The following is a 14,990-nucleotide window of genomic DNA, read 5'->3' on the forward strand; positions in this document are numbered from 1 at the left end:
CACAAGCTAATGACTGCGCAATTTGAACACGTATCCGTATTAATGGACGAAACCATCGATGCTCTTGCAATTAAGCCAGACGGCATATACATGGATGGTACTTTTGGACGTGGCGGACACTCAGGTCAAATACTTGCTCGACTTGGTGAGCAAGGGCGTTTACAGGCCATTGATCAAGACCCTCAAGCAATAAAGTCGGCTGAAAAATTTGCCGATGACGCACGCTTTGCTATAGCTCACACCCGCTTTTCTAACTTATACGATGTTGCAGAGCAAAACGATCTGTTAGGTAAAGTTGATGGCATTTTATTAGATATTGGCGTGTCCTCCCCCCAACTTGATGACGCAGAGCGTGGCTTTAGCTTTATGAAGGACGGCCCTCTTGATATGCGCATGGACCCAACAAGTGGGCGCAGTGCAGCGCAGTGGCTAGCCGAAGCTGAGCTTGAAGACATTACCCATGTAATTAAAACCTACGGTGAAGAAAAATTTGGTAAGCGTATTGCCCACAAAGTACTTGAGGTAAGAGAGCACACGTCAATTACTACAACCAAGCAACTTGCCGATTTAGTCGATGAAGCGGTGCCCGTTAAAGATAAATTTAAACACCCAGCCACACGTACATTTCAGGCAATCAGAATTTACATAAACAGTGAACTGGAAGAAATTCAAACCGCATTGCAAGCCGCTGTAAAAGTATTAAAGCCAGGTGGGCGTTTAGTGGTTATTTCGTTTCATTCACTTGAAGACAGAATTGTGAAGCAATTTATTAGAAAACAGAGTAAGGGAGAAGCGATACCCAGAGGTCTGCCTTTAACCGACGCACAAATAAATAAAAACCTGACGTTAAAAGCAGTGGGTAAAGCTATTAAACCAAGTGCTGAAGAAATAGAGCGTAATCCACGCTCTCGCAGTTCAGTACTTAGGATTGCACAGAGGCTTGGATGAACACTAAAGCGAATCATCGCCAACCCAATTTATTTTTAGAAATATTAAAAGGCCTAGGAGCTAACAAGCTAACCTCGGCCTTGTTGGTTGTGATATTCGCTTCAAGCTTTGCAGTAGTGCAGGTTACGCACTCGGCTCGCGCGCAGCTAATTAAGCAAGATACGCTGCTACAAGAGCGAGATGAGCTCGACCTTGAATGGCGTTATTTACTTGTAGAAGAAGAGTTTTATTCGCAGCATGCGCGCATTGAAGAAGTTGCTACCACGCAGCTTCAAATGAAGCGCCCTACCAGTCAGGATGAACAGGTTATAATAATACAATGAGAAATCGCGGCAAAAAACAGGTCAATAACTTAATCACATGGCGCTTTATGTTGGTGTGCACTGTGGTGTTTTTAGTGTTTGTAACACTGGTGTCGCGTGCTGCCTATTTACAAGTTATTGAGCCAGATAAAGCCCGTTCAGAAAGCGATAAACGCACTGTTCGTGTAGAAAAACTACATGTACAACGCGGTATGATCTTCGATCGTCAAGGCAAAGAGCTTGCTGTAAGTGTGCCTGTAGTCAGTGTGTATGCCGATCCTAAAGCATTACATAAGTCACTTGTTGCCAAAGTTATAAAACAAGCACGTAAAAACGGTGAAGATCATAAAACGCTTGCAGAAAATGCCGCTGAGCTTGATAAGCGTACCTCTGTTTATTATGAAAATGATCTGCGCTGGCGTGAGCTGGCAGATGTATTACGTATCGATCCTAAAAAAATAAATTCGCGTTTATTAAATGATCCCACCCGTCGTTTTGTGTATTTAAAGCGCCAAGTTACACCGGCTGTTGCCAACTATATTAGCCAATTACGCTTACCTGGTATTCATTTGTTAGATGAGTCTAAACGTTATTACCCCGCGGGAGAGGTAACGGCCCACATTATTGGTTTTACAAACATTGATGGAAAAGGCATAGAAGGCATTGAAAAACTCTACGAAAATGCCTTAACAGGCGAAGAAGGCCGCCGCACTATTCGTAAAGATGCCCAAGGCCGCGAAGTTGAAGTATTAGATGAGCGTGAGCGTGTAGAGCCTGAAAATATTCAGCTGAGTATTGATCAACGTATTCAAGCAATTGCTTATAAGGCAGTAAAATCTGCTGTACTCACGTATAAAGCGACATCAGGGTCGGCCATGGTAGTTGATGTTAAAACCGGTGAAGTTTTGGCCATGGTAAATAGCCCATCATTTAATCCAAATAATTTGAACGATGCACAACCACATAAACGCCGTAACCGCGCAATTACCGATTTGTTTGAACCAGGCTCAACCGTTAAGCCACTAGCCATTTTAGCTGGGCTAGACTACGGCGCAATTAAAGCCGACGACACCATTGATACCTACCCAGGTTGGATGCGTTTAGGCGGCAGTTTAGTAAAAGATACCCGTAACCACGGTGAAATGACGCTTCGCGAAATTTTAAAGTATTCATCAAACATGGGCGTGGCAAAGGTAACGCAGCAAGTACCTAAAGATTACTTAGTTGGTTTATATCAAAAAGTGGGCTTTGGTAGCGATACCGGCACAGGCATGGTTGGCGAAAGTAGTGGTTTATTTTATCCAAACCGCCGCTGGTCTGACTTTGAAATTGCCACGTTATCGTTTGGTTATGCTATTTCGGTAAGTACGGCGCAAATGGCCCGCTTTTACACCATGTTAGGTGCCGGTGGGATTAATCGTCCGTTAACGATTTTAAAGCAAGACGGTGTGCCAGAAGGCGAGCGTATTTTTAAACAAAAAGACGTAGAAGCCGTTGTTCACATGATGGAAAGCGTGTTTGAAAAAGACGGTACAGCCCGAAACATAAAAGTAGATGGCTACCGTGCGGCAGGCAAAACCGGTACTTCTAAAAAGGCGGTTGCTGGTGGTTACGGTGATGAATACGTAGGTTATTTTGCAGGTGTAGCACCGGCAAGTAATCCACGCTTGGCTGTGGTAGTGATGATAAATGAGCCCGGTGGCGATGTGTACTATGGAGGTGCCACCGCAGGCCCTGCATTTGCAGAAATCGTCTCTAACGCATTAAGAATATTAAACGTAGCCCCTGATAAGGAAGAAGTGGCTTACGTAAAAGGTAAAGATAACGATGCGTGATTTAAAGGCTATTTTAAAATACATCGACATAGATGCACCTTCGCAGCTAGTTAAAGATTTACGCCTTGATAGCCGTGATGTAACCCCTGGCGATGTATTTGTGGCTATAAAAGGCCATGCGCTTGATGGCGGACAGTTTATTGCCAAAGCAATTGAAAACGGCGCTACAGCCATTATTGCCGATAGGCTTTGCGAATTTGATGTCACTTTTGAGCCACTGTATTTAGTAACTGAGCTTGATAAAAAACTCCCAGAGCTAGCGAGTCAATTTTATCAAAACCCAAGCCAATCTCTCGATTTAATTGGTGTAACGGGCACTAATGGCAAATCTACAACAACGGCTATGATGGCGCATTTAGCGCAGTTTTGTAGTACCCCTTCGGCCATTATAGGCACATTAGGTTATGGCCACCCCGATACACTTACGCCACTTATTAATACCACGCCTTCGGCTGTTGACTTGCAGCACATATTGCATGACTTAAAACAGCAGCATAAAAAGCTTGTGGCGATGGAGGTTTCATCGCACGGGTTAGTGCAACAGCGTGTGGCACAATGCCAATTTAAAGCGGCGGTATTTACTAATTTATCGCGCGATCACCTTGACTATCACGGCGATATGGCAAGTTATGGCGACGCTAAGCTTATGCTGTTTCGCGATTTTGACCCACAGCTAGTGGTGCTTAATCAAGACGATGGGCAAGCAGAGCAATGGCTTGAAAAATACAGTTTTAATAATCTTATTTGTTATGGTCGTAAAAATTTAGCGCCTAAAAATGCACAATATGTGTATTTTTCTGATGTTGAGTATTCTAAAAATGGTATTTCGGCGCAATTGAGCACAAGTTGGGGTGATATTAGCGTAAAATCGCCTCTATTTGGTGAGTTTAACTTATATAATTTAACTGCGGCACTGGCAACGTTGTTGGGGCTAGGTTATCCGCTTGAGCAGTTAGCCGCCGGATGCGCGCATTTGCACCCCGTTGCTGGGCGTATGCAAGCGTTTAGCGAAGTTAATTTACCCACGTGCGTTGTTGATTACGCCCATACGCCTGATGCACTTGCTCTGGCTTTACAAGCTTTACAAAAACATGTGCCTGGTGGGGTTAGTTGTGTTTTTGGTTGTGGCGGCGATAGAGATAAAGGCAAGCGTGCCTTAATGGCGCAAGCGGCAGAGCAAAATGCAGATAAGGTTATTGTTACCAGCGACAATCCGCGTTCAGAAAACCCAGATGCTATTTTGGCAGATGTGGCAGCGGGTTTATCGCAGCCTGAAAAAGCCCATTTAGAGGCTGACAGAGCAAAAGCCATTCGCTATGCAATAGAAAATGCAAATGCGGATGACGTTATTTTAATTGCCGGCAAAGGCCACGAGGATTACCAAATTATTGGCGATCAACGTATCGACTTTTGCGATCGCAGTTATGTAAAAGAACAACTAAAAAAAGCAGTAAGAGGGATAACTCAATGATCCCAATGGACTTTGATTGGCTGGCAAATGTGCTAGCAACCGATTATCTAGGTGATAATCTCAATGTAGTAAATATTAATACCGATACTCGCAGCATTTGCGACGGTGAGGTGTTTTTAGCTTTAAAAGGGCCTAATTTTGATGGCCATAAGTTTATTGCTGATGCTAAACAAAAAGGCGCTATTGGCGTTATTGTTCAGCATAAAGTAGATGTAGATATTGTGCAGTTTGTTGTTAGCGATACCCGTATTGCATTAGGTAATATAGGTGCAGCAGTTATGGCGCAGGTTAACCCTAAAACCATTGCCATTACGGGCAGCGTGGGTAAAACAACGGTAAAAGAAATGTGCGCTGCTATTTTATCGGTACACGGAGATGTGCTTGCTACAAAAGGTAATTTTAATAACGATATTGGCGTACCGCTTACGCTATTACGTTTAGAGCCGCAGCACCGTTTTGCTGTTATAGAGCTTGGCGCTAATCATTTAGGCGAAATTGCTTACACTACCGCCATGGCAAAACCCGATGTAGCTGTGGTGTGCAATGTGGCCGCTGCGCATTTAGAAGGCTTTGGTAGCCTAATGGGGGTTGCTAAGGCAAAAGGTGAGATTTTTGATGGCCTAAAAGACGATGGCGTTGCCATTGTTAACTGCGATAGCGAATTTAGCCAATACTGGCTTGATAAATTAAAAGGGCGCACTGTTAAGTGTTTTTCAAGTACTGAAAAACTTGATATTTGGGCTGAAAATATAAGCCTAGATGAAAACGCTCGCGCGAGCTTTTTATTGTGTACACAAGATCAAAAAGTACCAGTAACGCTTGCTCTTCCTGGTAAGCACAACGTGAGCAATGCGCTTATTGCCGCAGCTTTAACCAGCGAGTTTGATGTATCACTTGAAGAGATAGCCACCGCACTTGCCACCATGGGCGATGTTAAGGGGCGGGTAAACTTAATAAAAGTAACTGATTCACTGACCGTTATTGATGATACCTACAATGCAAATGTTAAGTCGGTAAAAGCAGCAATTGATTTATTAAGTGATATTCAAGGGCACCGTATTTTAGCACTGGGCGATATGGGAGAGCTTGGTGAGCAAGCCAGAACTTATCATCAAGAAGTAGGCGAATACGCAAAACAACAAGGCATTGATGAGCTGTATACGCTGGGTGTGTTAAGTAAATACGCAAGCGATGTATTTGATAAGCCAAACCGTCATTTTTCTAACCGAGAAGAGATGCTCAAGCAAATTCAAACCAGTCTTAATAACACAAACAATAAAACCACGCTTGTGGTGAAAGGATCGCGCAGTTCTCGCATGGAATTATTAGTAACCGATTTAGTAAATGGCCAGCAACAAGCCATCAATGGAGTATCATAATGTTAGTTTGGCTGGCAGAGTATTTAACCCAATATTACAGTGGCTTTAATGTTTTTTCGTATTTAACCTTACGTGCCATTTTAGGCATATTAACAGCGTTAATGATGTCGCTTTATTTTGGCCCTAAGCTCATTCGTTCGTTACAAAAAATGCAAATTGGCCAAGTAGTGCGTGATGATGGCCCCGAATCTCACTTATCTAAAAAAGGTACTCCTACTATGGGAGGCTTACTTATTTTAGGCGCCATATTTACCAGCACCTTATTATGGGCTGATTTATCAAACAAATACGTATGGGCAACCTTATTTGTAATTGGCTCATTAGGTTTAGTGGGCTTTATAGATGACTACCGCAAAGTAATACGCAAAGACCCTAAAGGGTTAATTGCTAAGTGGAAGTATTTTTGGCAATCGGTTATTGCTCTAGTGGTGGCAACTTCACTGTATGCAACGAGTACACAAGCGTCAGAAACCTCACTTGTTGTGCCATTTTTTAAAGATGTATTGCCACAACTAGGCTTGTTTTACATTGTAATTACTTACTTTGCATTAGTAGGCACTTCAAACGCGGTAAATCTGACTGATGGCTTAGATGGCCTGGCGATAGTGCCGACTATTTTAGTTGCGGCAGCACTTGCCATAATTGCTTATTTAACCGGTAATATTAACTTTTCGGCTTACTTACATATCCCGCATTTACCGCTTGCTAGTGAGCTGGTGGTTGTGTGTACCGCTATTGTTGGCGCAGGGTTAGGCTTTTTATGGTTTAACACATACCCAGCACAGGTGTTTATGGGAGATGTAGGGTCGCTGGCACTTGGCGGCGCGCTAGGCATTATTGCTATTTTAGTACGCCAAGAGCTACTGCTTATTATTATGGGTGGTGTGTTTGTAATGGAAGCTTTATCGGTAATTTTACAAGTGGGCTCATACAAATTACGCGGACAGCGCATTTTTAGAATGGCGCCGATTCATCATCATTACGAGCTAAAAGGTTGGCCAGAGCCACGTGTTATTGTGCGCTTTTGGATAATTTCAATTGTGCTAGTACTTGCTGGCCTTGCGACATTAAAGATTCGATAAATGCAGTATTTAAACGAGATAAAAAACAAACATATAACAGTGCTCGGACTCGGTGTAACCGGTCTGGGCATTGTGCGGTTTTTATTATCTCATGGTTTTGCACCAAAAGTCGTTGATAGCCGGGTTGCACCACCAGGTATGGATTGGCTAAGCGAGCATGCTCCTGAGCTTAATACGCATTTTGGTGATTTAGCTAGCGCCGCGCTTTGTAAAACCGACATGATCATCATAAGCCCCGGGCTTAGCTTAAAAATTCCCGCAATTGCTCAAGCAATAGAGTCAGGCATTGAAGTAATTGGTGATGTAGAGCTGTTTGCTCGTATAAATACAAAACCGGTTGTTGCTGTCACTGGTTCTAATGGTAAATCAACCGTTGTTACCTTAGCCTACGAGGTATTAAAAGCAGCAGGTTACAAGGTGGCATTAGGTGGCAATATTGGCACTGCGGTATTGGATTTACTAAGTGATGATTTTGATGTGTATGTGCTGGAGCTTTCGAGTTTTCAGCTGGATACCTGCTCAAGCTTAAAACCAATAAGCGCAGCGGTATTAAATATATCTGAAGATCATTTAGATCGTTACGACAGCTACCAAGCCTATATCGACTCTAAATTAAGTATTTATAACAATGCTGAGCTTTTAGTAAGCAACGCAGATGATATTCAAACTAAGCCTATTAGTCGCGCTTTAGCGCCGCAAATGAGCTTTGGCAGCGACCAAGGTGATTACCACTTAGCTGAGCGCAATAATGAGCTGCACTTTATAGTAAAAGGCGAGGCGTACTTACCTGTTAGTACGCTTGCGGTCGTTGGTAAGCACAATCACTTAAATACACTTGCGGTTATGGCGTTATTAAGCCCGTTTAATATTAGTAAAGAAAAGTACGTAGCGGCGCTTTCTCAATTCAATGGTTTAGCGCACCGTTGCCAGTTTGTTGATGAGCAATATGGTGTTCAATACTTTAACGACTCTAAAGCCACCAATGTTGGCGCCACTATAGCGGCAATAGATAGTTTGGCCTCAGATCACGAAAACCTGATTGTAATAGCCGGTGGTGATGCTAAAGGCGCTGATTTAAGTGCGTTAAAGCCATATATAAAAAGTCATGTAAAAGCGCTTGTATGCTTTGGTAAAGATGCAGCAGAGCTTGCTGCTTTAACGAGTAAATCGCACTTAGTAAACACAATGCAAGAGGCGGTATCGCTTGCGAAAGTACTTAGCAAGCGCGGTGACATTGTATTACTTGCCCCTGCCTGTGCCAGCATTGATATGTATAACAACTACATGCAACGCGGTGATGACTTTGTGCAATGTGTAATGGAAGGGCAATTATGATTGCCTTTGCCGATTTAAAAGAAACACTCACCCCAAAACCCTCAGCACAGCTTTACGATGTGCCACTGCTTTATTGCATGTTAATGCTTATAGGGGTGGGTTTTATAATGGTGACCAGCGCCTCAATGCCCACAGCCGAAAGGCTGTTTGATAACTCATACCATATTACCATTCGCCACAGCATGTTTTTAGCGATGGCATTTGTTTTATTTTGGATTGCAGCCAGCGTGCCTATGGATTGGTGGAAACGCTCAAACCCGTATTTGTTGCTGCTTGGTATGGTGCTACTTATTGCCGTGTTAATAATAGGCCGCGAAGTCAACGGCGCTAAGCGTTGGATACCCATTGGGCCTGTTGGTTTTCAGGTGGCCGAGGCCGCTAAATTATACTTTTTCAGTTATATAGCAGGCTACTTAGTAAGAAAACGAGAAGAAGTACAAGAAAATATTAAAGGCTTTGCTAAGCCTATCGCTGTATTTGCGGTATATGCCTTACTTATTTTACTGCAGCCCGATTTAGGAACCGTGGTGGTTATGTTTGTAACAACTGTGGGGCTATTATTTTTGGCCGGCGCAAAGTTATGGCAGTTTTTTGTACTTATTTTAACGGGCGTAGGGCTTGTTGTATTACTGATTATTGTAGAGCCATACAGAATGGCGCGAGTGGTGGGCTTTTTAGACCCTTGGGAAGACCCATTTGGTAAAGGGTATCAGTTAGTGCAATCGCTTATGGCCTACAGCCAAGGCGGCTGGTTTGGCCAAGGGTTAGGTAACAGCGTGCAAAAGTTACAGTATTTACCCGAGGCGCATAACGATTTTATTTTTGCCGTTATAGGTGAAGAGCTAGGCCTTGTAGGTGTAGCAAGTATTTTATGTGTGTTGGCTGTGTTTGTATTTAGGGCGCTTTTAATAGGCCAACAAGCTTTAAAATGTGGCAAAGAATACGAAGGCTATTTTGCGTTTGCTATTGGCATTTGGTTTGCGTTTCAAACCATGGTTAATGTAGGCGCCAGTGCAGGGTTATTACCGACTAAAGGGTTAACCTTGCCGTTTATTTCGTATGGTGGTTCAAGTTTATTAATAATGACGATTGCCACCGGTATTTTATTGCGTGTTGATTTTGAAACCAAAATGGCAACCAAACAAGCCACCTCACGCGGAGGTAAGCGATGAGTAAAAAATTAGTAGTTGTGGCCGGTGGTACAGGCGGGCATATATTCCCAGGTATTGCTGTAGCCGATTATTTAAAAGAGCAAGGCTGGCAAGTAAGCTGGATAGGCACGCCAGATAGAATGGAAGCGGATGTTGTACCAAAGCATAACATTGAAATTGACTTTATTAATGTAAAGGGCGTACGCGGTAATGGCTTAAAGCGTCTTATTAAAGCCCCATTCATGGTACTTAATGCAATATTGCAGGCGCGTAAGGTATTGAAATCTCAGCAACCAGATGTAGTGCTTGCTATGGGTGGCTATGTAACCGGGCCAACCGGCATTGCCGCTAAAAGTTTAGGCATTCCACTGGTGATTCATGAGCAAAATGCAGTAGCAGGAATGAGCAACAAGTGGTTGGCAAAATTTGCTAACAGAGTACTTGCTGCGTTTCCAAGCGCCTTTGCACCAGGGCAAGCCGAATTAGTCGGTAACCCAGTACGTGCAAGCGTTGCTAATGTAGCTAAACGTGATGTTTCAAGCCCTATTAATATTTTAGTGGTAGGTGGCTCGCTAGGCGCACAAGTGCTTAACCAAACACTGCCAGAGGCGTTTAATTTACTTGCTAAAACAGCGCCAATTAAAGTGTGGCACCAAACAGGTAAAGGCCATATTGAGGGTGTGAAAAGCGCGTATGCGCAAAACAACATTGCAGATGAAGACCTAAAAGTTGCTGAATTTATAGATGATATGGACGCCGCCTACGCGTGGGCCGATATTGTTATTTGCCGTGCTGGTGCACTGACTGTTAGTGAAATTGCCGCCGCGGGTAAAATGGCTGTGTTTGTGCCGTTTCCACATGCGGTAGACGATCATCAAACCGCCAACGCAAAGTATTTAGTAACCGCAAATGGCGCGCTTTTAATGCCTCAGCCGCAGTTTAATAAAGATTCAATAGTTGAGCTATTAAACCCGTATTTGGCAAAGCCTATATTAATTAAACAAATGGCCAGCAATGCTAAGCAGCAAGCCATTTTAGATGCCACAGCAAGCGTTGCCTCGCACTGTGAGCAAGTAACAAATAAGAGAAAATAAGTGAAAGATAAGTCAATACAAGAACAACAAACTCGACCTGCTATGCGTCGAATAGAAACCATCCATTTTATTGGTATTGGTGGTGCGGGTATGGGCGGTATTGCTGAAGTACTGGCTTTTGAAGGCTACCGCATTACAGGCTCAGATATAGCGCACAGCGCAATGACCGAGCGCTTAATTAAAGCCGGTGCAGAAGTATTTATAGGCCATCACGAAAACAACGTAAAAGATGCCAACGTAGTTGTTGTTTCAAGTGCTATTGACGAAACAAACCCTGAGATTATTGCTGCAAAAGCAGCGCGTATACCGGTAGTTCGCCGTGCAGAAATGCTTGCCGAATTAATGCGTTTTCGCCATGGCATTGCTATTGCGGGCACACATGGTAAAACCACAACAACCAGTTTAATTGCCAGCATTTATGCTCAGGCAGGGCTTGATCCTACTTTTATTATTGGCGGCTTATTAAATAGCGCGGGCAGTAACGCAAAAGTGGGCAAGAGCGACTTTTTAATTGCTGAGGCAGATGAAAGCGATGCATCGTTTTTACATTTACAGCCTATGGTATCGGTGATCACCAATATTGAAGAAGATCACATGGAAACCTATGGCGGCAGTCTTGAGAAAATGAAAGACACTTATGTGGACTTTATTCATAACCTGCCATTTTATGGCTTAGCCGTAGTGTGCATAGACTCGCAAGTAGCAAGTGAGTTGATCCCGCGTTTTGGTCGCCCTGTGATTACGTATGGCGAGTCAAAAGATGCCGACTACCGCATGAGCGACTTTAGCCAATCAGCAAGTACTTGTACTTTTACAGTGACACATAAAAGCGGTGAAAGCTTAACTGCAACGCTTAATATGCCAGGTAAGCACAACGCACTTAATGCCACGGCGGCAATTGCAGTGGCTAAAGATCAAAACATTGCTAACCACGCAATTTTAGAGGCGCTGCAAAAATTTGAAGGCATAGGGCGACGCTTCCAGCATTATGGCAATTTTGAAAACGAGCGCGGCAATGTCATGCTGGTGGATGATTACGGACATCACCCATCAGAAGTTGCTGCCACCATTGCAGCGGTACGCGAAGGCTGGCCAGAAAAGCGTTTAGTTATGGTTTATCAACCACACAGGTTTACCCGTACACGCGATTTATACGAAGACTTTGTAAAAGTATTAGCAGATGTAGATCAACTTTTATTACTAGATGTGTACAGTGCCGGCGAAGAGCCTATTGTTGGCGCAGACAGTAAAAGCCTGTGCCGCAGCTTACGTCAGCGCGGAAAAGAGCCTCTACATGTAGCAACGAGCGCAGAGCTTGCTGGTGTGCTGGCCGATAACTTACAAAATAACGACTTAGTTTTAACGCAAGGCGCTGGTAATATAGGACAATTGGTTAAAACATTAGCGGCAACAGGTATGTCGGTGGAAAAATTAAAGCAAGGTGAAGTATGACGCAAGAAAACGCGCAATTTGGTAAAGTAGCAGTACTGCTTGGGGGTAACTCAGCAGAGCGCGAAGTGTCACTACGTTCAGGGCAAGCGGTGCTTAATGCACTGCAAAATGCCGGCGTTGATGCCATTGCTTTTGACCCGCAAAATCGCTCTTTGTGGGAGCTAAAAGAATTACAGGTCGATCGTGTTTTTATTGCTTTGCATGGCCGTGGTGGCGAAGATGGTACAGTGCAAGGCGCGCTTGAATTTATGAATTTGCCATACACGGGCAGCACTGTATTAGGCTCAGCCTTGGCAATGGATAAAGTACGTTGTAAGCATTTATTTAAATCTGCAGGGCTAAGCACAGCGCCTTATGCAGTTGTTGATGCTAAAAAAGGCTTTGATGCAAAAGCCATTATGGATGAGTTTAAAAAAGTAATGGTTAAGCCATCGCACGAAGGCTCAAGCATAGGTATGGCGCAAGCAAGTACCGCTCAAGAGCTTGAAGATGCCCTTACACACGCTTTTAAGTTTGATAGCCAAGTATTAGTAGAGCAGTGGATAACTGGGCGCGAATTTACCGTGACTGTATTAGGCGATGAAGTACAGCCTGTGATTGAAATGACGACTCCAAATGGTTTTTACGATTACCAAGCTAAGTATCAATCAAATACAACACAGTATCATTGCCCTGCAGATTTATCGGCGCAAGATACACAGCATTTACAGGCTATCTCGTTAGAGGCGTTTGATTTAGTGGGTGCAAGCGGTTGGGGCCGTGTAGATGCCATGCAAGATGAGCTGGGGAACTTTTATTTATTAGAAGTAAATACAGTCCCTGGCATGACCGAAAAATCGCTGGTGCCCATGGCGGCAAAAGCAAACGGGGCAACATTTGAGCAATTAGTTGTTCGCATTTTGGGGCAAACGCTTTAATATGCATCCCCTTTTAGAAAAAGCTCAACAGTTAAAACAGCAACTTAACTTTAATTGGTCGCTAATTTTTGGTGTGAGCTTTTTTCTGGTGGTAGTGATTGGGCTCGTGCAAATAACTACCGGTGTATCTGATTGGCTAGTAGAGAACAAAGATGCACAAATAAAGCACTTAACAGTGCTAGGAAAGCCCAAATACACTGACGAAAAGGCCATAATAAAAGCAATAAAAAAGGCCGATTTAAGCAGTTTTTTTGAGCTAGATGTAAAACGCGTACAGCAACTAGTAAAAGATTTACCTTGGGTTGCAACCGTATCGGTACGCAAGCAATGGCCCGATACAATACAAGTGTACGTGGTTGAACACGAAGCCGTAGCCCATTGGAATAGCGATTTACTGCTAAACCAAAGTGGCGATGCCTTTGAAGCAAGTAGCGATAAACTCGCCAATGATTTACCGCAACTTTACGGCCCAGAAGGCAGCGAAAAAGAAGCGTGGATTGCCTTTAAGCAGTTTGACGAAATGCTAAAGGTAAATGCGTTAACGCTAAAAAGCTTAGCCCTTTCGGAGCGTTTTTCGTGGCAGTTATGGTTAGATAATGGTGTGCGCTTAAATTTAGGGCGCAAAGACAAAGCAAAGCGAGTACAGCGGTTTATAGATGTGTACCCGCGCATGGAAAAGCGTGCAGATGCACAAATAGATGCAATAGATTTACGCTATGATACCGGCCTTGCAGTTAGCTATAAGCCTGTGCAAGAACAGCAATTACAAAATAAGAGTAAGGCATGACTAAGTCAGCAGAAAGAAACCTAGTGATTGGATTAGACGTTGGTACCTCAAAAGTGGTGGCCACGGTAGGTGAAATCACCGCAGATAACAAGCTCAGCATTGTTGGTGTGGGCAGCCAAGTATCTCATGGTATGGATAAAGGCGGCGTTAACGATTTAAACTTAGTGTCTGAGTCGATTCGCCGAGCAATAGATGAAGCCGAGTTAATGGCCGATTGTCGTATTAGCTCAGTGTACTTAGGGATTTCTGGCAAGCACATACAGTGTCAAAACGAAAGCGGCGTGGTTGCTATCAATAATACAGAAGTAACCGATGAAGACATTGAAAATGTAATTCATATAGCGCGCTCTGTGCCTATTTCGGCAGAGCGTAAAATGCTGCATGCATTACCGCAAGAATACAGCATTGATATGCAAGAGGGCATTAAAAACCCCCTTGGGATGAGCGGTGTACGTATGGAAGCACGTGCACACATTATTACTTGCTCAAACGACATGGCTAAAAACATTGAAAAATGTGTTGAGCGCTGTGGTTTAGAGGTTGATCAGCTTATATTTACCGCACTTGCATCGTGTTACTCGGTTTTAACCGATGACGAAAAAGAGCTTGGTGTAGCGGTACTTGATATTGGTGGTGGTACAATGGATATCACTATTTATATTAACGGGGCATTACGCCATTCTTCGGTTATCCCAGTGGCGGGTAATCAAGTAACCGGTGATATTGCAAAAATATTTCGTACACCTATATCACATGCTGAGTCACTCAAAGTACAATATGCATGTGCAAGTAGCCAAATGGCCAGTAACGAAGACACCATAGAAGTACCAAGTGTAGGCGGGCGACCAGCACGATTAATGTCGCGCCATACTTTATCTGAAGTGGTAGAGCCTCGTTTTAGAGAATTATTTGAATTAGCGATGGAAGAAATTCGTCGCTCAGGTTTAGAAGACCAAATTGCGGCAGGCCTCGTTATTACAGGCGGGACTGCTAAAATGACTGGCGCAATGGAAGTGGCTGAAGACATTTTCCAAATGCCAGTAAGAATAGGCAAACCAATCGGGATAGTTGGTTTGACAGACTACGTAGACGATCCTTCGTACGCAACCGCTGTAGGTTTGTTACAATACGGGCGCACTATGCAATCGATGAATGCACAAAAGTCGAAAGCAGAGGATAATAATAATTGGTGGAACCGCATTACTAAATGGTTCCAAGGCGAGTTTTAAAGTACTCA

General features: G+C 43.6%; 13 protein-coding genes. All 13 read left to right on the top strand.

Annotation, left to right across the window (positions count from 1 at the left end; all coding sequences use genetic code 11):
• The first annotated feature begins 9 nt into the window (after positions 1-9).
• Genes rsmH through ftsA form a run of 13 tightly spaced genes read left to right on the top strand, consistent with a single transcriptional unit; the run spans position 10 to position 14,982 of the window.
• Entirely contained in the window at positions 10-948 is a 939-nt protein-coding gene (gene rsmH, locus MTN96_RS01150) for a 16S rRNA (cytosine(1402)-N(4))-methyltransferase RsmH (protein WP_248530530.1), read from the top strand.
• Complete coding sequence (ftsL, locus tag MTN96_RS01155; RefSeq protein WP_024033306.1) at positions 945-1,271, top strand: cell division protein FtsL; 327 nt, start codon at positions 945-947, stop codon at positions 1,269-1,271. The genes rsmH and ftsL overlap by 4 nt, the downstream gene beginning before the upstream one ends.
• Positions 1,268-3,085, top strand: coding sequence for a penicillin-binding transpeptidase domain-containing protein (locus MTN96_RS01160; protein ID WP_024033305.1), 1,818 nt, complete (start codon positions 1,268-1,270; stop codon positions 3,083-3,085). Before ftsL ends, MTN96_RS01160 begins: the two co-directional genes overlap by 4 nt.
• The gene (gene murE, locus MTN96_RS01165; protein ID WP_248530531.1) at positions 3,078-4,556 is read left to right on the top strand and encodes a UDP-N-acetylmuramoyl-L-alanyl-D-glutamate--2,6-diaminopimelate ligase; all 1,479 of its coding nucleotides are present in this window, start codon (positions 3,078-3,080) and stop codon (positions 4,554-4,556) included. Before MTN96_RS01160 ends, murE begins: the two co-directional genes overlap by 8 nt.
• Positions 4,553-5,935, top strand: a complete 1,383-nt coding sequence (gene murF / locus MTN96_RS01170; RefSeq protein WP_248462245.1) for a UDP-N-acetylmuramoyl-tripeptide--D-alanyl-D-alanine ligase — start codon at positions 4,553-4,555, stop codon at positions 5,933-5,935. The genes murE and murF overlap by 4 nt, the downstream gene beginning before the upstream one ends.
• Positions 5,935-7,017 carry a phospho-N-acetylmuramoyl-pentapeptide-transferase gene (gene mraY, locus MTN96_RS01175; RefSeq protein ID WP_064384762.1) on the top strand — a complete coding sequence of 361 codons (1,083 nt, stop codon included), beginning with the start codon at positions 5,935-5,937 and terminating at the stop codon, positions 7,015-7,017. The genes murF and mraY overlap by 1 nt, the downstream gene beginning before the upstream one ends.
• Positions 7,018-8,352 carry a UDP-N-acetylmuramoyl-L-alanine--D-glutamate ligase gene (gene murD, locus MTN96_RS01180; protein ID WP_248530532.1) on the top strand — a complete coding sequence of 445 codons (1,335 nt, stop codon included), beginning with the start codon at positions 7,018-7,020 and terminating at the stop codon, positions 8,350-8,352. It begins immediately after the preceding gene.
• Complete coding sequence (gene ftsW / locus MTN96_RS01185) at positions 8,349-9,524, top strand: cell division protein FtsW (RefSeq protein ID WP_004589415.1); 1,176 nt, start codon at positions 8,349-8,351, stop codon at positions 9,522-9,524. The genes murD and ftsW overlap by 4 nt, the downstream gene beginning before the upstream one ends.
• Entirely contained in the window at positions 9,521-10,597 is a 1,077-nt protein-coding gene (gene murG, locus MTN96_RS01190; protein WP_064384758.1) for an undecaprenyldiphospho-muramoylpentapeptide beta-N-acetylglucosaminyltransferase, read from the top strand. Before ftsW ends, murG begins: the two co-directional genes overlap by 4 nt.
• Before the next feature lie 42 nt (positions 10,598-10,639).
• A complete protein-coding gene (gene murC / locus MTN96_RS01195) occupies positions 10,640-12,049 on the top strand; it encodes a UDP-N-acetylmuramate--L-alanine ligase (protein WP_282451870.1) in 1,410 nt (469 codons plus the stop codon).
• Positions 12,046-12,966: a D-alanine--D-alanine ligase gene (locus tag MTN96_RS01200; RefSeq protein ID WP_248530534.1), complete on the top strand. Its 921-nt coding sequence runs from the start codon at positions 12,046-12,048 to the stop codon at positions 12,964-12,966. The genes murC and MTN96_RS01200 overlap by 4 nt, the downstream gene beginning before the upstream one ends.
• A 1-nt stretch (position 12,967) precedes the next feature.
• On the top strand, positions 12,968-13,753 hold the full coding sequence (locus tag MTN96_RS01205; protein ID WP_004589419.1) for a cell division protein FtsQ/DivIB: 786 nt from the start codon (positions 12,968-12,970) through the stop codon (positions 13,751-13,753).
• The gene (ftsA, locus tag MTN96_RS01210) at positions 13,750-14,982 is read left to right on the top strand and encodes a cell division protein FtsA (RefSeq protein WP_004589420.1); all 1,233 of its coding nucleotides are present in this window, start codon (positions 13,750-13,752) and stop codon (positions 14,980-14,982) included. The genes MTN96_RS01205 and ftsA overlap by 4 nt, the downstream gene beginning before the upstream one ends.
• Positions 14,983-14,990 lie beyond the last annotated feature (8 nt).

The organism is Pseudoalteromonas sp. 2CM28B, assembly GCF_023161935.1.